Below are 17,791 nucleotides of genomic sequence, written 5' to 3'. Positions count from 1 at the left end.
ATTGCCCGCCTCAAGGCGGGCTTTCTCGTTGGTAGACCATGCCACAAAAACTGCTGGCCGCTATTTATCTTTTTGTTGTGGTCGGACCAGTTTCTCCACTGGTCTACGAGTGTTTCAAAAATCCCCCTGTCCTCGAATTCTCAGAATGGCCGCGTCTATTTGAGCTGCTGCTCAACACGCTTGGACTGGCCGGCCTCGTTCTGATCTTAACATTACCCCTGAGTGTTTTTTTAGCCCTGGAATGGTACGGCTTGCCGGAAAGACGACGGCGAATCGTCGAACTGTTTCTGGGATTCTGCCTTTTTTTGCCGCTTCCGTTTCTTGCTTCCGCGTGGCAATCGAGTTTTGAAAAATCGGGCCTAATGCGTTTCCTAATGAGTCACCTGGGGCTGCCGGGCAACGAAATCTGGCAACCCTGGAAGAGAGGCATCTGGATCGCGGCCCTCATCCACAGCGTCCATCTAATTCCCTGGGCAACGTTCATTCTCGTTCAGTCGCTGCGATCAGTCCCCGACGCGATGCGCGAAGAAATCTCGCTTTTGGGAACTGTGCGAAACACCAGCTATCGGCTTCTTCTTCCTCTCTTGATTCCGGCCATCCGATTCGCCGGCGTCTGGTGTGTACTGCAAGTTTCGACGGAGATCGTCGTAACCGATATCATGGTCGTTCGGACCTTTGCAGAGGAAGTTTATACTCAAGCAGTGCTAGGGGTAGATCTCGCGCAGGAAGCGATTCGGACGCTTCCCTGGACTTTGCTGATCGGCGGGTTCTTCATCGCGACCGCCAGGAGATTCCCTCGCTGGCAGCCCGGCGTACTCCGAGCCGATGAACCGATTTCGAACGGATCGAATTGGAAAATATTCCTTTTTGCACTCTTCTTTGCAATCCTACTACTCGCGCCCGTTGCAGAACTGATAAACCAGTTTTACAGCCGGGCGGAAACCGATCAGTCGGTAAAGTTGAGTAAAACTTTCTCGCGCGTCTGGCAGACCTACAGCCTGAGTCTTTTTTCCAGTGCCGGCTATTCTTGCCTAACTGCAGGTTGCTGCTGTGTCTTCGCGATACTGTTACTGAATGGAGCTGAAGAACGCTCAAGGCGAATGAAATTGGTATTTTTCATTTCGGTTCTTTGCATGGCGTTGCCAGGGCCGGTTCTGGGATTTTCGGCGAAGGCGTTCTTCAGCTGGCTCTGCGATCTGGAAGAACGAATGGCTGGGAGGAATGCTCCGCTCCAAATTTTACTTTACGATGGCCCTTCCGTGCTGCCGGTGATATGGGTGCATATCATCAAGTTCTTACCGATTGCCCTGGCCCTGCAGTACAGCCTCTACCGCGCGATCCCTCCCGCAATCTTGGAGACTGCCCGCCTCGAAGGAGTCTCGAGAAGCTGGCGGCTGCGAAAAATCACTTGGCCGCAGGTACGATCGGGATTCTTTCTGGGAATCCTGGCAATTTCTTTGCTGTCGTTTGGTGAAGTGAGTACCGGGAAGATCGTTGAGACGCCGGCTTGCACTCCTTTTTCTCAGGAACTATTCAACCAGATGCATTATGGCGTTTCCACCACCGTTGTGGCACTGAGCCTTATGCAGATTGGCATGCTCAGCCTTTTGTACGTCGGTAGCCTACTTAGCTATCGCTGGTTCTTTGCGGGAAATACTTCTCGACCAGCCTCGGGTCGGGACGAGTGAGCAGGCTGATACCGATAGAGGTAATGGCTGAAACGCTGAAGCCCCAGACGAGGGGATCGAAGCCGAACAGATAATACGGTTCGATCGCTTTGTAGATCGTTTTGTCGTTAAACATCCAACCAGTTAAATAGAGGGCCATTATGGTGCAGGCGCCTCCCAGCATGCCGCCAAGTACGCCTTGTTTCGTGGCCCGCTTCCAATAAAGACTCAGGAGCATGGGGAAGAGAAAGGAACTGCTCTGGCCGCTGCCGGCAAACACTATGAGATACTGAAGAAAATCGGGCGGGCGCATCGCGGCTATCATCACGCCAACACCCACCAGAGCTGTCATTGTGTAGCTGAGTCGCTTCACCACTTTATCGGGCACCGCCGGGTCGATCGTTCTTTGATAAATGTCGCGAACCAGGCTCGAGGAAATCATCAGGAGAAAGGCCGCGACAGCCGACATCACCGCCGCGTAGGGCGAAGCGAGTAGTAGACCCGCAATCAGCGGATGCGGCGCCAGTCGGCGCGCCATCTCCGGCATGACACTGTCGGCATTGGTCAGAAATTCGGTTGGATAGATCGCCCGCGAGCAGATGAAAATAATGACCAGCGAAGAATAGGTGACGGCGTAATAACCGCAAACCACGATCATGGCTTTCCGCAGACTTTGCGAATCCTTGAAAGACATCAGCCGTACCATGCCGCTAGGCTGGCCGGGCGTTGAAAGCGACCACATGAGGAAAAAGGAAAAAGCGAGCGACAGAGGCAGAAAGTTATTCGGGCCCGGAGCCGAGACCAATTCCGGATTCTGCATCTCCAGTCGCTTCGTGGCGGCCGCTAAACCCGTCAGCGTCTCGCCATTCTCCAGAGTCACATCCTGCACAGATCGGATTGCCAGGAAAGCTAAAAGCGACACTCCGATGATCTTGACGAATCCTTCCAGAACGTCCGTCCAGGTCACGGCCCAGAACCCACCGAAACTGGTGTAGGCCACAACAGTGGTTGCGAAAATCGCCAGGCCTAAGAGATAGGCGCGATCCTCAAAGATTCCCAGCAGTGGAAGTTCCACAGCCACTTTCGGCAAGCCGAGAGCCGTCTTCAGAACCAGTCCCCCCGATTTGAACTGAGCGACCATGTTGGAAATGAGGAATCCAAAAAGCAGCAACGTGGAAGTCAGACCCAGTGCGGGACTGTCGAAGCGATCCCGGAAGACATCCGGCACGGTCACTGAGCCCGAAACTCGGGCGACTTGATTGATCCGTTTTCCCATCAGTGCCATGGCGGTCAGGGGCACGACCATGTAGCTGGCGATCCAGAGAGCCATGACCCAGCCGTTGGTATAGATCAGGGCCGGAAAGCCCGTGAATGTCCCGCCGCTAATTGCCGTGCCCGCTACCGACAGCGCGAGAACCCAGGCGCCCAGCTTTCGGCCGCCGACGAAATAGTTTTTGACGAAGTTGCCTTTTTTGACGAGCCGATGCGACCATATTCCGAGGAAGATTACGCCCAGGAGATAGCCCGCAAAAGCTGTAAGAACGAGCCAGCTTTCGGTTGTAAGGGCTGAGATCATTCCGGAGTATCCTCTGGTTCGTCGCCCAGAAAGTCGTCCTGAATGCCAAAAAGTCCGTAGAGCAAAGTGATTCCCGAACATGCGAGAGCGGGTGCCGCAATCCCCCAGAATACCCATTTAGGTACTCCGAAGATCAGCTCTGATCTGGATAAAATCGGTTGAGATTGGTATGCGTGCTGGGAACAGTAGATCAAGGTCCAAAGCAGGGCGGCGAGCCACACGGCCAAAACGAAGCAGGCTTCTCGTCGGCTGTTACGAAATGTTCGCCAGGAGGAAACGGAGGTCATGGCAGCCATGGTGACCGATAGCAGCAAAAAAATCAAAGACGAAAATGGAAAACCCTCGGAGAAACCTCCGAGGGTACTAGCGGAATTGCGGCGACAGGATTTGAACCTGTGACCTCCAGGTTATGAGCCTGGCGAGCTAACCGTGCTGCTCCACGCCGCGATCTATGTATTGATATTCGGAAGGATTCGCGTCCAACTTCAATCAAGTAATTAGATTCTATGAAGCAGGGCAAGGGGCGTCTCGCTTTTCCTGGAATTAGCAGAATTTTGGGTATGGAATTTGTTTGGAAGGAAAGAAAGTTAGTAAGAATGAAGACATTCCCAACGGCAGAAATACAAACTCTTTCTGTCTGGAGACCTATTTCAATGAGCGATGACGGCAAAGCCCGGAAGCCACAACGCGATCTGGTTACCCCTCGATTCTGGCTGGGGTGCGACGCGTGGGCCTGGCTCCGGTTGATGCTGCAAGGACGCTTTCAGTTTGACAATGGCTACCGACACATGGTCGGGGTACTCACCCCCGTCAGTATCGGGCACTCCGTTTTCAAAATTCTGCAAAACCTGATCTACGGTCAGGCCATTAAGAACACCCGGCTCCGGGAAGACCCGATTTTCATAATCGGCCACTGGCGAACCGGCACCACACTGCTGCACGAGTTCATGATTCTCGATCCGCAGCACAACTTCCCGACCACCCACCAGTGCATGGATCCCAACCACTTCCTGCTCACGGGCAGTATTATGAAGAGGTGGTTCAAATGGATGATCGGCGATATACGGCCCATGGACCAGATGGCCGTCAGCTGGGACCGGCCGCAGGAGGACGAGTTTGCCCTCTGCATGATGGGCCAACCTTCGCCTTACCTTCAGATTGCTTTTCCCAATAACGAGGAAATCGATCCCGAAGCATACGATCTCACGAATCTGACGCCGCGGCAACGGACCCACTGGAAAGCCGCCCTCTTAAATTTTCTGAAGACTATATCGCTCCGCGACTCTCGCCGACTTGTCTTAAAATCTCCCGCCCACAGCTGTCGGATTCCTACGCTACTAGAGATGTTTCCCAAGGCGAAATTCGTGCACATCGTTCGCAACCCCTATGATGTATTTCCGTCGACTATGCATCTCTGGACCACGATCAGCCGCCAGCACGGCTTTCAAACTCCCTGCAACCCTGGACTGAAAGAGCGGGTTTTCAAACGATTTATTCATCTCTACAAACGGCTCGATGAGACCAAGTCGCTCATCCCAAGTGGACAATATCACGAACTGCGCTACGAGGAACTGATCGCCAGCCCGATTGAACAGATGCGGAAAATCTATGATACCCTGTCTCTCGATGGATTCGAAAATCTGGTCCCGCGTTTGAAAACCTACCTCCAGCAGAACGCCTCCTATTCCACCAACCAGTACAAGCTCCATCCCGAAGATGCCCACGATATCGGGGTTCACTGGAAAGAAGTGATCGACCGTTATGGCTATTCGCAACAAGGGATAGCTCGACATAAGGCGGGTTAAAAGAGTTAAGGACGCCAAAATCTTGCCGTTGCGGGAATTTTCCCGATCGGTTACAAAGTCGTTTTAGTCTCCTGAAGAAACGGCGTCGAAGGACATGGAAGTCACTCCCGATAACGCGGCTCAGATATTGCACGTCCGGGTTCCCTGGCCGACCGAAAAGCTTCCTAGATCGATTCACGATCGAGTATCTCAATCCGCGCTTCAGTCGATTGCCCCGGCAGTTATCTCCGTCTGCATACCCAACTGGAACTGCAAGCAATACCTCTCCGACTGCCTGGCCTCCCTGCATGGCTTCGATCAGGGCGTTCCCTTCGAAGTCATCGTCGTCGATAATGCCTCGATCGATGGTGCGGCCGAGATGGTGGAAGACGAGTTTCCGCAAGTCCGCCTGATTCGAAATGAAACCAACCGCGGTTTTGCCATCGCCAGCAATCAAGCGGCAGACCGGGCCAAAGGCAAATACCTTTTCTTCCTGAACAACGATACGATCATTCCGCCCGGAACACTGGCCCGGCTGGTCGATTTCGCGGAAGCTCATCCGGAAGCCGGCCTGATCGGCCCGCGCATCCAGGATCCGCAAGGCCGACTGCAAATCAGCTATCGCCGAAAACCGACTGTGGCGGCACTGCTTCATAGGACGATGGTCTTTCGCTGGTCGGGCCTGCTGAAACGGGTCTATTACGATTACCGGCGAACCAGTTTTGAATCGAACGAATTGAAACGGGTCGATGCTCTCATGGGGGCCGCCGTGGTGATGCCCCGCGAGATCTATAAAACTCTCGGCGGCTGGGATCCCGATTTTCGCTTTGGCGGTGAAGATTTGGAACTTTCCGTTCGTGTCGGAAAAAATCGGGCGGTCTACTACCTGCCTGAAGTGGAGATCACCCATTACGGACGGATCAGTTCACGCCTGAACGTGACCTTCGCCGCTCCCAATGTGGTCATCGGCTACATTCACTTCTTCCGGAAGACGGGGGCGAACCGAATTTCAATTCTCCTCTACAAACTGGTCGTCACTCTCGATGCCCCGGTCCATCTGGCCTGCAAGCTGGCGGAGTATGCCTGGCGAAAATTCACTCGCCGGGAAGAAAAAGCCGCAAAGACCCGGCTCATGATTCAGGGACTCTGGCATTTTCTGCGGCGCGATCTCCTCCGCTTCTGGAAAACTTGACCGGTTAGGTTTTGCCGATGAGCTTATCGAATTCTTCTTCGGTCAAAACCGTTACACCCAGGCTCTTGGCCTTGTCGAGCTTGCTACCGGCTTCTTCGCCAGCAACTAGATAGTCGGTCTTTTTCGAAACGCTGCCGGTGGCTTTGCCGCCCAGCGTTCCAATCAATTCTTCGATGGCCTGCCGGCTGTAATTTTTCAACGTACCTGTGACCACCAGGGTCTTACCCGCAAGGGCCGTGCCTGCCAAACCGGCCGGGGCGGCCTTGCGATCCTGAGTCATCTTCAGACCGAGTTCCTTCAGTTCGGCAATCGTCTTTTTGCCGACATCGCTCTGAAAATAACGGAAGATACTCTCCGCTCGCTCCGGTCCGATTCCTTTTGTCTCCGCCAGTTGCTCGGCACTCGCTTCCATCAAGGCATCCATTGAGCCGAATTGATTCGCCAACTCTTCTGCCATCGAATCGCCGACGTTGGCGATGCTCAAGCCGGAAAGCAGGCGGGACAGCCCGCGCGTTTTGCTGGCTTCAATTCCCTTCAGGAGATTCTGAGCCGATTTCTTTCCCATTCGCTCCAGGTCGAGGAGCTTGGGCTCAGTCAGCCGATAGATGTCGGGCAGCGACGCCACCAATCCACTGGTGACCAATTGCTCCACCATTTTTTCGCCCAGACCTTCGATATCCATGCGATCGCGCTTGGCGTAAGATTCGACTCGGCCCATCAGTTGAGCCGGACAAGTGGCCGAGGCCGAGCAAAGATACGAAGGGGAATCTTCGGGCCGTTCAACCGGGGCGCCGCAGACCGGACATTTCTTGGGAAAGTGAAAAGGCTTCTCTTCTCCGGTCCGGGCCTCCTTCACCACAGCCACGACATACGGAATGATTTCCCCTTTTTTCTCCACGATGACGGAATCGAGCAGGCGGATATCCTTGTCTTCCAGGTAATCCGCATTGAACAGACTGGCCCGACTTACGGTCGTCCCGGCCAGACGCACCGGCGGTTCGAAGTGAGCCACCGGCGTCAATACGCCCAGCTTGCCGACCTGAATTTCAATGCGGGCCAGCTTGGTGATCGCCTGTTCCGCTTCGAACTTATAGGCTCGCACCCAGCGGGGAAACTTGCTGGTCGTTCCCAGCCGTTCACGCTGTTCGAGATCATCGACCTTAATGACCATACCGTCGGTCTCATAAGGCAGTTCCAAGCGGCGGTCCGTCCAGCTCATGCAGTAGTTGATGACTTCTTCGATATTCGCACAATGTTGCGTGTGAGGATTGACCGGGTATCCAAATTCCTTCAGCTTCTTGAGAATCTCCTGATGGGAATCGAAGTCGATGCCCTCCGTGGCACCGAGACCGTACGCAAAGAAGCTCAGCTTCCGCTGGGCGCAGATTTTGGGATCGAGCAGTTTCAGGGTGCCCGCCGAGAGGTTCCGGGGGTTCTCGTAGGCTTTCTCTCCTTGTTCCACTCGCAATTTGTTGATACGAACCAGCTCGGCCTTGGTCATGTAGACTTCGCCGCGTACTTCAAAAAGTCGCGGCGGCTTGCTCGTGTGCAGTCGAAGGGGGATATCGCGAATCGTCTTCAAATTATGGGTGACGTCATCGCCTCGTTCCCCATCGCCGCGCGTTGCACCGACTATGAGAAGGCCATCTTCGTAGCTCAGCGACATGGCCACGCCGTCGATTTTCAGTTCCACCACGTAGTTGACCGTTTCCCCGCCGAGCAACTTTCGGGTCGATTTGTCGAAATCCCGCAGCTCGTCGGCATTGTAGGTGTTGTCAATCGATAGCATCGGCAGCCGATGTTCGACGGTTTGAAAACCTTCAATCGGTTTGCCGCCGACGCGTTGTGTGGGGCTATCGGGGGTCACCAGTTCCGGATGGGCTTTCTCGATGCCATTGAGTTCGTCGAGCAACTTGTCGAATTCCCGGTCGCTGATTTCGGAAGTGGCTTCTTCGTAGTACTTCTGGTTGTAATGGTTGATGAGTTGGCGGAGTTCGGCGGCCCGTTCGGCTGGTTTCATCGGCGAAGCACCTGCGGGAGGAAAAAAGGTTACGTGGTGCAATATATTTGGAAATTCCGATTCCCGCTACGATGGTTGGTCGCTGGAAATCGAAATTCTTAAGGTTTGTCCCATACAGATCCGTCCAGATTGTCAGTGTTTTGTTGTAGTGAGGTCATCAGGTCATCAAATTTCACATAGTGGAAAAAGCGATTTTGATGACCTTAGAGTATTTCTTGAGAAATAGGGCTGATTTGGATGGAGGCGGGATCTGTTCGGAACTTGAACCGCCAAGGTTGCCGAGATCGCACAGAGAGTGTTGGAGTGTAACATTTTGATCACCTTTTACCACAGAGAACACAGAGAGCACTGATAGGATCCGATTACGGGGGCCGGTAGTTGCGTAGTGTTGAAAATGTGATGCATTTTCAAATGAAAACGATGAGCTTTCATGCATTCCCTGATGTGGCCAATCTTCTTCAAAGAGCTTTAACCTCAGCGGCCCCAGTTCATACAATCGCTCCATCGAGTTTATCACAAGAAGAGGGGGACTCTCCATGTCAGTTAATGCACCGTTGAACCGCAAGTTGCGTATGGGTTTGATCGGGGGTGGTCAGGGCTCATTCATTGGCCGTGTGCACGCCACGGCCGGGATTCTGGACAACCGGGCCGAACTGGTGGCCGGGGCGCTGTCTTCCGACCCGGTGAAGGCCAAGGCCTCGGCTCCCGATTACGATATCCCGGCCGATCGAGCCTACACTTCGTACCAGGAAATGGCCGAGAAAGAAGCGAAATTGCCCGCCGATAAAAGGATCGATTTCGTTTCGGTCGCCACGCCGAATCACACTCACTTCGAAATCTCCAAATGCTTTGCGGAAGCAGGATTTAACGTCATTTGCGACAAGCCGTTGACCTTCGATCTGAAGCAGGCGGAAGAACTGGCCGCGATTGTGAAAAAGACCGGTGTGGTCTTTGGCGTTTCCCATAACTACACGGGTTATCCTCTAGTCCGGCAGGCCCGCGAGATGGTCCGCAACGGCGAACTCGGCGAAATCAACGCCATCCGGGCGTTCTATATTCAGGGCTGGCTGCGTACCAAGCTGGAAGCCGATTCCCAAAAGCAGGCCGCCTGGCGTACCGATCCGAGCAAATCGGGTGCAGCCGGTTGCTTTGGCGATATCGCCACCCATGCCTATAACTTGGGTCGCTTTATTACGGGTCTGATTCCGGATCAGATTTCCTGCCACTTGAAATCGTTCGTCGAAGGCCGGGCGCTGGACGATTACGGTACGGCCGTAATCAAGTTCACGAACGGAGCTTTGGGAACGGTGACCGCCTCGCAGATTTCGCACGGCCGTGAGAATGAGGCTTGGATCGAAATTGATGGGACCAAGGGCTCGCTGGAATGGCATCAGGAAGAGCCGAATAAGATGCTGTATCGCGTGAACGGCAAGCCGCACCAGATTTATACCCGAGCGGGCGGACCTTACCTGAGTGCCCTCTCAAGTGCTTCTTCACGTTTGCCGAGCGGCCATCCGGAAGCATTTTTTGAGGCGTTCGCGAATATTTACTCGTCGGTATACGACGATATCGTGAAGCGGGCGACCGGCAAACCGTTCGATGGTGCGGCCAGCATCTATCCGAACGTGATGGACGGCGTGGACGGCATGAACTTCATCACACAGAGCGTGGCCAGCAGTCAGCAGAATGGTGCATGGCTGTCACTGAAGCACCCGCTGTGTCGGAGTTAAGGTAAGAGTTTGAAATCGCTTTTTACCAAATAAATTCCGTAAGCTCGAAACTGAGATTTTAAGCTTACGGAGCGTAATCATTAGTTTTCATCTTTTTCAGGCAATTTTTTGCGGCAGTAGAGATATAGATCGAAGGACTGTTTTTACACGCGTTCATGAAATCAGTGAATGACTTCGTTTTATCTTCAGTTTTGAGTTTGTCTAGAGAATATACCATTGCTGCACGCAATTGCCGTTCATCGGATATAAATTCTTTGTCGAGGAGCACTTTTTTTAAGTAAGCTTCGAGAACATCGTAATTTTTTTCGGAATACAGATAATTGAAAAGTAGAGTTTCCGAATCGTCTGGAGGCAAATTTAATAGAATTTTTTTGAAGTTGCTCGCTCGTTTTGAGTTATACATCCAGGTTTCATTATTTTTGACGAGAGCTTTATCGATGTTCAAAAAGTTGAAAAGTTTCGGGTGCTCGCTACTTAAATATTCTCGCAATTTGTCTTCCTGATTAAATTCAAATCTGATCGCCATCTTGTAAATTAGCCATGCTTTTGAAGACGATTCGTCTTGCATAAGATCTTTCAAGTCACAATTTTTTGGAAATCCGGGATCGACCGATTTCAGCAAATCCGTGCGCCATTCGTCTTGCGATGAAGTTTTTCCAGCGTACTCTGTTGCATATTTGCCCTTGCGGCTTTCTAACAAAGGAAATAATGGAAGAATCGGGAACTCTGTAAAAATATTTTCGCGCAAGGTTCTTGCAATCAAGAAGTCATTGTCCCGAACCACCCAAGTTAGCACACGTTCTCCAATTTGAGGGTCGGGTTCTATGACGACATGCCATACTTGCCAGGCAGCCGAATCAAAAAAAGGATTAGTCCTAACTATTCTGTTAGTATGAAAAGGCAAAAGAATTACTGTGTTTTGAATGAATCGATTGCCAGAATAAACTTTGTCGACCCGTACTAACGCATAATATCTAGCAGTTTTACTCAATTTCTGAGATTGCACTAGGCTCGGCGTCTGGGAGAAGTTAAATTGCTTGGAGAGACTCAAAGCTTGATAATTTTCAACAATTTTTTCGATTTTGCCTGTGACTAGACTTCGCTCCCCGTAGCCATAGATACTGACAACTAAATATGCGTGGAGCAAGGTAGTAAATGATATCATGCAGGTTCGCTCTAAGTCGAATTTGCAGGCTGGCCAATCGGTGATTTTACTCACTCCAAGTCCAAGAAGCTATCGATATTTTCGCTCCTTTCTACCTCTTCTCCTGCCAGTCGGGCGAACGGGTCGCAGTTATCTCCACTTTCACTCCTCTTCGTCCCGCGAAGCCGCCGCGTTGACCGGATACACTTGAAAGTTTCCAGTTGGCCAAGCCGTCTGCTACTCCGCCTTCGCCCATGGCCTTGTCCAGTTCCTTCAAAGCATTATCGAGCGCTTCTTGAATCTTTCCTTCCCGTGATTCGCCTTCGAATTTTTTCTCGACTTTCTTTTGATCCTCTCCAGCCATCACTTCTGCGGACGCACTCAGTGTACCGGCCGCTAAAGCGCCCGCAGTCAACAAGACTTTTCTCCGCGAGAAGCCAGTACTTTTAGTGTCGTGACTGAATTCGGTCATTGAAATCTCCTTAATTTGCAGTGCGGAATTAAGTAAATCAACGCAACCGCGTTTCTCCAATCCTAGGTACAGGAATCAAGTCGCAAGAAATCCTTGCAGACCATGTTCTACCGATCAAACGGGTCGAGCGGTTGATCCTGCACACTACTTGTTCTCTTCACCTTCTCACCTACAATTTCCCCATTCTGAAATCGTCCGGTTTAGCACTGAAATTTGTTTCTTGCGTAAACCTGCCCTAAACCACCCGGAGAATGCTGTGATTCGCTTCTCGTGCGCCTTTTGCAACAAATCCTTTACGGTAGACGATTCCAAGGCGGGGCTTTCGAGCAAGTGCCCTGGCTGCCAGAAGAAGATCGTCGTACCCGATCCGAAAAAAGATGTTGTCAAGGAGTTCGATGAGGTCGAAGTGGTGGAGGATTTTGACGAAGTCGAGGTCGTGGAAGAGTTTGATGAAGTGGAGGTTGTTGAAGAAACGAAGCCGGTCAAAAAGTCGTCTCCAAAGCTGGTAGCCGCCAAGCCGCCAACACTTCCGAAGCCTACGGAACGGCTCAAGCCACCCGAGAGACCGAAGCCGCCAAAGCTACCATCTCGGCCCAAACAGGTTGTGGAAGTTGTCGAGGAAGAAGTGGATGAGGAAGATCCGATAGAAGTGGACTCTCCGAAGGGGAAGGGCAAAAAGAAGGGGATTGGGAAGGTCAAAAAGGGAGGGGACGCCAGTCGCGGTAAGATTTATGTCATCTTGATTGCCTGCTTCCTCCTGGGCTCGCAGCTTTATTCGATGACCCGCATGATGACACGAACCTCGACGGCAGATCTCGATGACAAGCGGGCGGCAGCGGAACTTGAACCTTTTGAGAAAGAGCTTGCGGAACTCGAATCCAAGAACAAAAAGTTCAACGAAGAGTGGAAGGCTCTGGTAGATGCCGAAAACCAAAAAAAGAATTCCGATTCCAAGGCTATGCAGGAACTGCTTGCATCGAGAAATGAGTTTTCGAGCAACTATAGGGTGCGGACAATTTCATTGCAAACCATGATGAATAATTCCAAGTCCGTCATAGCGGAGAAGAAATTGAGGGGAGAGGAGAGAAGCAAGGACTTGACGAAGAGCTTGCCGGTCTTTGCCGTGACGTTGGTTTTGCTAGTCTGCACCTTCTTAAAAATGAATTGGGCCCGTTATGTTCTCGGGGGTATACTGACGGCGGTGGCTACATTCTTCATGATCATGTTTTGTTGGGGTTTAGTGAACGTACTTGCCAGTCCGGCTTCACTATCCATTTCGGGGTTGGTTGGGAGTGTGGTGGGATTGGTGCTTTCGGCCAGTCTTCCCCTCGCTATGGGAGCTCTGCTGCTAAAATCGGATAGCATTGAGGCGTATCTGGAGAAGTGAAGGGGCGTGTAATTGAGTGTTCTTAGTTGAAAAATGTTATAAGAAAAAAAGCCAAATCTTCTCGCCGTAGCGAAATGATTTGGCTTAACTTATAAACCTCAACCTTTTACTTCATCTTCAAGTTCTTGTACAGAAACGCATACTCGTCTGCAAGTTCCTCAATCACCTTCGCAGTCGGTTTTCCGGCCCCGTGACCGGCTCGCGTTTCAATGCGGGCCAGCACCGGAGCATCGCCGGCCTGGCAATACTGCAACTGAGCCGCGAACTTGAAGCTATGACCCGGCACCACGCGATCATCGGTATCGGCCGTGATCACCATCGTCGGAGGGTACTTCACGCCTGGCTTCAGATTGTGATAGGGGCTGTATTTGATCAGCGATTTGAAATCTTCGGCCTTATCAGGGCTGCCATAGTCATCGACCCAATAACGCCCGGCGGTGAATTTGTGGAAACGAAGCATATCCATCACGCCGACGTGCGGCAGGCAGGCTCCGAAGAGGTCGGGTCGTTGCGTCATGCAGGCGCCGATCAGTAAACCGCCGTTGCTGCCGCCTTGGATCGCCAGTTTCGGAGTGCTGGTATACTTTTCAGCAATCAGGTACTCAGCGGCCGAGATGAAGTCGTCGAACACGTTCTGCTTGCGCTCCTTTGTTCCCGCTTTGTGCCAGTCCTTGCCGTATTCGCCGCCGCCGCGCAGATTGGCCACGGCATAAACGCCGCCCATTTCCATCCAGGTGATCGGCCCGACGCTGAAACCGGGAGTCAACGGAATGTTGAAGCCGCCGTAACCGTAGAGCAGGGTGGGATTCTGGCCGTCGAGTTTGAGACCTTTCTTGGAGGTGATGAACATCGGCACCTTCGTACCATCCTTCGAGGTGTAAAAGATCTGCTTGGTCTCGAACTGGGAAGGATCGAACTTCACTTGAGCCTGTCGGAGCTGTTTAGATTCACCGGTCTTCAGGTCGTAGCGGTAGATCGTCGGGGGCACGGCGTAACTGCTGAAACTGTAGAAGGTTTCGGTGTCGCTCGGTTTGCCGCCGAAACCGGCAGCGGTACCGATACCCGGGAATTCGACTTCCCGAACGAACTTGCCGTCGGGTTGGAACATCTTCACCTGGGTGCGGGCATCCTTCAAGTAACTTGCGATCAGCAATCCGCCGACCAGATTGACGCCGCGCAGATTTTCTTTGGCCTGGGGAATGATTTCTTTCCAGTTTTCCTTGGCCGGCTTGGTCATGTCGATGGCGATCACGCGGCCATTGGGAGCATTCAAATCGGTCCGGAAATAGAGAATCGGGCCGACACCCTCAATGAGCGTGTAGTCGTTATCGAAGTTGTCCACGACTTCGACGGGGGCATCGGTCAACGGCTTAGAAAGGTCTTTGACGAAAACGCGATTACGGGCATCGGTTCCGGTCCGGCTGGTGAAAACCAGATATTTCCCATCATCGGTTACGGAACCGCTGAAACTCCAGGTCGGTTGATCGGGCCGCTGATAAACGATGACATCTTCCGCCTGGCTAGTGCCCAGCTTGTGGTGCATCAGCTTCTGGTTGAGATTCAAGCTTTGGAATTGGGCTTCTTTTTTCGGCTCGTCGAACCGGCTGTAGAAGAAGCCCTTGCCGTCTTTGGTCCAGGAAACGTTGGAGAACTTCACCCACTTCAGTTCATCGGGCAGCAATTTGCGGGATTCGACATCTAGTACTTTCCAGGTGGTCCAGTCCGAGCCAGCTTCCGATTGCGAGTAGGCAACCAGTTTGCCATCGTCGCTGAACGCTGTGCCACTTAGAGCTATGGTGCCGTCTTTGGACCAGCTATTCGGGTCGAGCAGCAACTTCGGTTCGCCGTTCAGGCTATCCTGAGTGTAGACCACAAACTGATTTTGCAGGCCGTTGTTTTTGCTGAAGACGTAGTGCTTACCATGTTTGGAAGGGGCACTGAACTTTTCGTAATTCCAGAGCTCGGTGAGCTTCTTCTGGATTTTTTCCCGTTCTGGAATGGCTTTCAAATAGTCGTTGGTGAACTTGGATTCGGCTTCCACCCAGGCTTTAACTTCGGGAGATTTGCGAACGTCGTCTTCCAGCCAGCGGTAGGGATCGGGAACTTGCGTGCCGTGCAGTTCTTCCGTGAATTCGGTCCGTTTCGTAGTGGGGTAGGTGGGATGATCGGCCCAGGCGGCATTCATGCCCAATCCTCCTAACAGTATTGAACCCAGAATTGCGATGCGTCTCATGTTGACCCTCTGAATTGTTTGTTTCGGTAATTTATAGAAGATCGCCCGAAGGTTCTCAAACTGCATTGGAAAAGGTCGGATTCCGGAAGGTCGGATTTTCAAAAAGTATTCACGGAGTTGAAAAACGTGTAAGTTGAGGCCAAATATTGATCAGAGACTTCTTTGGTGCGGATTCGTCAGCGGCTCGAAAAACTACTACAATTTCTAGGATGTGGCCAAATTCCGAAGAGACCCGCAATTTACTCGATGCCGCTAAAACGGGCGACCCGGCGGCACGTGAACAACTGTTAATGAAGTTCCGCGAACCGCTACGGCGAGTTATCGGATTACGCATGGACCCCGCTCTGGCGCGGCGCATTGATGCTTCCGATATCGTGCAGGATGTGCTGATCGAAGCCCATCAAAGATTAAAAGAATATCTGCAATCTCCGACTATGCCGTTCCACCTCTGGTTGCGGCATATGGCTCAGGATCGGATCATCGATACGCATCGCCGGCATCGAGTGGCGCAGCGTCGCAGCATCGACCGGGAACACTCCCTGGAAAGCCCTGCCTGGGCTGACGATTCGTCGGCTAATCTCGTCGCTTCTCTAATCGACCCGGAGAATACGCCGGCGAGCGCGGCCATTCAGGAAGAGTTGCGAAAGAAGCTGAATGCCGCGATCGTTCAACTGCCGCAGAACGACCGGGATATAATTCTGATGCGTCACCACGAGCAGCTTTCGAACACAGATGTGGCGGCCGTTTACCAACTGACGGAAGCGGCCGCTTCGATGCGCTACCTGCGGGCTCTGCGGAAACTCCGGGCGGTCCTACTGCCGGATGAAAACCCGGATGCAAAAGAAAAATCTTGAAGCGAACGGCCGAAAACCGTCGATAGATTTCTAATCTCTCATGATGACGCAAGACGAAACCCTGGCCGAGTTGCTAGCCCAACTGGACTCGGAATGCGCTGCGGGAACCGCGCCCGACTGGCATAAAATTTCGCTCGAACATCCCGATCTGATCGACGAATTGCGCTCTCTCTGGGCAACCGCTCAATTTGCCTCTCTCATCCGCCTGCCCGACTCGACTCCCAGTGCCAGTGTGAAGGCCGAGCCGGAAATTCCCTCGATTCACTTCGAGGATTACGAGCTATTGGAAGAACTCGGCCGGGGGGGAATGGGCGTGGTTTACAAAGCCCGGCAGAAAAGTCTCAATAGGCTGGTGGCGATCAAAGTCTTGCGGGATGGCCGGATGGCCAGCGATGCCGATAAAGGGCGTTTTCGTTCGGAAGCGACCTCGGCCGGTAAATTGAAGCATCCGAACATCGTCACGGTCTACGAAGTCGGCGATAACGAGGGGCAACCTTTCTTCGCGATGGAGTACGTCGAAGGGTTGACCTTAGCCAAGCGTTTAAGTCACGGACCCCTACCGCCGCGTCAGGCCGCCGCGCTCACAGTCCAGATTGCTTTGGGAGTGCAGCATGCTCATGACATGGGAATCCTGCATCGGGATTTGAAGCCGAGCAACATTCTGCTTTCACCCGAAAGGGTGGCTTCGCCGAGTTCCAATTCCCGATTCTCTCTGAAGGTCCTGGACGGGGCAGTACCTCATCCCAAAGTATCGGATTTCGGTCTCGCCAAAAGACTCTATTTGAATCCGGAAAGCCTGCGAGACTGGCGTACTTCTACCGGTGCAATCGTCGGCACGCCCGGCTACATGTCTCCCGAGCAGGCGATGAACCGAGGGGATTTGAATCCCGCGTCGGATGTGTATAGCATCGGGGCCATCCTTTATGAGATGCTGACGGGAAGACCGCCTTTTCAGGCTTCTAATCCCGTGGATGCTCTGCTGATGGTCATCGAGCAGGATCCAGTGCCGCCGCGTCTGCTGGTGCCCGGTATTGATCGGGATCTGGAAAACATCTGTTTGAAGTGCCTGCAAAAATTACCGAATCGCCGTTATCAGCACGCCTCCGAACTGGTGCTCGATCTTCGGGCCTATTTGTCGGGGGAGCACGTTTCCAATCCCACCAGCGGTTTGAAGCATTTCCTGTCGCGGATGTTGCGGGAAACGCATCATATTTCCATTCTGGAAAACTGGGGTCTCATCTGGATCTGGCACAGTCTGCAGATTTTCCTGCTTTGCTTTTTGACTCAGGCTCTGGTCTGGTACGGCTTGAAAGAGCACGGCACCTATCTGATTCTCTGGACGGTCGGATTGTTGACCTGGGGAACGATTCTCTGGAAGTGGCGCGGGAAATCGGGGCCGGTCGTTTTCGTAGAGCGGCAGATTGCGCATGCCTGGGCCGCCGGGGTCTGCGCCAGTATTTCAATGTTCGTCATCGAGGTGGTGGCCGATCTTCCGGTACTAACGCTTTCCCCGGCCATCGCTGTGGCGACCGGAATGGTCTTCGTTTTCAAGGCCGGTATTCTGACGGGGCGATTCTACGTGACCGCGGCCATGATGTTCCTGACGGCCATGGTTATGCCGCTACTGCCCCAGGTGAACATTCTGCTCTTCGGCTTCATGTCGGCCCTGAGCTTTTTGATTCCAGGCATCAAGTACTATCGTTTGCGGAAGCAGTCCGAAGCGATCCTATAA

General features: G+C 52.7%; 13 protein-coding genes and 1 tRNA gene. 7 read left to right on the top strand and 7 right to left on the bottom strand.

Features of this window, described 5'->3' with window-relative positions:
* Positions 1–38: 38 nt before the first annotated feature.
* The gene (locus tag KIH39_RS11800; RefSeq protein WP_213499653.1) at positions 39–1,688 is read left to right on the top strand and encodes an ABC transporter permease; all 1,650 of its coding nucleotides are present in this window, start codon (positions 39–41) and stop codon (positions 1,686–1,688) included.
* Here the strand turns inward: KIH39_RS11800 and KIH39_RS11795 are convergent.
* From KIH39_RS11795 to KIH39_RS11785, 3 genes are all read right to left on the bottom strand, one after another.
* On the bottom strand, positions 1,627–3,243 hold the full coding sequence (locus KIH39_RS11795) for a sodium/pantothenate symporter (protein ID WP_213499651.1): 1,617 nt from the start codon (positions 3,241–3,243) through the stop codon (positions 1,627–1,629). The two genes, KIH39_RS11800 and KIH39_RS11795, sit on opposite strands and share 62 nt — an antisense overlap.
* Positions 3,240–3,566, bottom strand: coding sequence for a hypothetical protein (locus KIH39_RS11790; RefSeq protein WP_213499649.1), 327 nt, complete (start codon positions 3,564–3,566; stop codon positions 3,240–3,242). Before KIH39_RS11790 ends, KIH39_RS11795 begins: the two co-directional genes overlap by 4 nt.
* 49 nt (positions 3,567–3,615) lie before the next feature.
* A tRNA-Met gene (locus KIH39_RS11785) sits at positions 3,616–3,690 on the bottom strand.
* A gap of 206 nt (positions 3,691–3,896) precedes the next feature.
* Here KIH39_RS11785 and KIH39_RS11780 point away from each other — a divergent pair.
* Both KIH39_RS11780 and KIH39_RS11775 read left to right on the top strand, forming a co-directional pair.
* The gene (locus KIH39_RS11780; RefSeq protein ID WP_213499648.1) at positions 3,897–5,048 is read left to right on the top strand and encodes a sulfotransferase family protein; all 1,152 of its coding nucleotides are present in this window, start codon (positions 3,897–3,899) and stop codon (positions 5,046–5,048) included.
* 94 nt (positions 5,049–5,142) lie between these two features.
* Entirely contained in the window at positions 5,143–6,219 is a 1,077-nt protein-coding gene (locus tag KIH39_RS11775; RefSeq protein WP_213499647.1) for a glycosyltransferase family 2 protein, read from the top strand.
* Positions 6,220–6,223: 4 nt separating this feature from the next.
* Here KIH39_RS11775 and ligA read toward each other — a convergent pair whose 3' ends face one another.
* The gene (gene ligA / locus KIH39_RS11770; protein WP_213499646.1) at positions 6,224–8,239 is read right to left on the bottom strand and encodes an NAD-dependent DNA ligase LigA; all 2,016 of its coding nucleotides are present in this window, start codon (positions 8,237–8,239) and stop codon (positions 6,224–6,226) included.
* Positions 8,240–8,775: 536 nt separating this feature from the next.
* On the opposite strand from ligA, the gene KIH39_RS11765 reads away from it, so the two are divergent.
* Positions 8,776–9,969: a Gfo/Idh/MocA family protein gene (locus tag KIH39_RS11765; protein ID WP_213499645.1), complete on the top strand. Its 1,194-nt coding sequence runs from the start codon at positions 8,776–8,778 to the stop codon at positions 9,967–9,969.
* 64 nt (positions 9,970–10,033) lie between these two features.
* Here KIH39_RS11765 and KIH39_RS11760 read toward each other — a convergent pair whose 3' ends face one another.
* Together KIH39_RS11760 and KIH39_RS11755 are read right to left on the bottom strand one after the other, a co-directional pair.
* Entirely contained in the window at positions 10,034–11,188 is a 1,155-nt protein-coding gene (locus KIH39_RS11760; protein WP_213499644.1) for a hypothetical protein, read from the bottom strand.
* 37 nt (positions 11,189–11,225) lie between these two features.
* Entirely contained in the window at positions 11,226–11,585 is a 360-nt protein-coding gene (locus KIH39_RS11755) for a hypothetical protein (protein ID WP_213499643.1), read from the bottom strand.
* A 256-nt stretch (positions 11,586–11,841) separates the two neighbouring features.
* Between KIH39_RS11755 and KIH39_RS11750 the strand changes: the two genes are divergently transcribed.
* Positions 11,842–12,972 carry a hypothetical protein gene (locus KIH39_RS11750; protein WP_213499641.1) on the top strand — a complete coding sequence of 377 codons (1,131 nt, stop codon included), beginning with the start codon at positions 11,842–11,844 and terminating at the stop codon, positions 12,970–12,972.
* Positions 12,973–13,078: 106 nt separating this feature from the next.
* On the opposite strand, the gene KIH39_RS11745 is transcribed toward KIH39_RS11750, so the two are convergent.
* Positions 13,079–15,157, bottom strand: coding sequence for a prolyl oligopeptidase family serine peptidase (locus KIH39_RS11745; protein ID WP_390623708.1), 2,079 nt, complete (start codon positions 15,155–15,157; stop codon positions 13,079–13,081).
* A 257-nt stretch (positions 15,158–15,414) separates the two neighbouring features.
* On the opposite strand from KIH39_RS11745, the gene KIH39_RS11740 reads away from it, so the two are divergent.
* The gene (locus KIH39_RS11740; protein WP_213499637.1) at positions 15,415–16,059 is read left to right on the top strand and encodes a sigma-70 family RNA polymerase sigma factor; all 645 of its coding nucleotides are present in this window, start codon (positions 15,415–15,417) and stop codon (positions 16,057–16,059) included.
* A gap of 40 nt (positions 16,060–16,099) precedes the next feature.
* Positions 16,100–17,791, top strand: a complete 1,692-nt coding sequence (locus tag KIH39_RS11735; RefSeq protein ID WP_246539669.1) for a serine/threonine-protein kinase — start codon at positions 16,100–16,102, stop codon at positions 17,789–17,791.

This window comes from Telmatocola sphagniphila, assembly GCF_018398935.1.
Classification (GTDB): domain Bacteria; phylum Planctomycetota; class Planctomycetia; order Gemmatales; family Gemmataceae; genus Telmatocola; species Telmatocola sphagniphila.
This window is presented reverse-complemented; position numbering and strand designations above follow the sequence as displayed.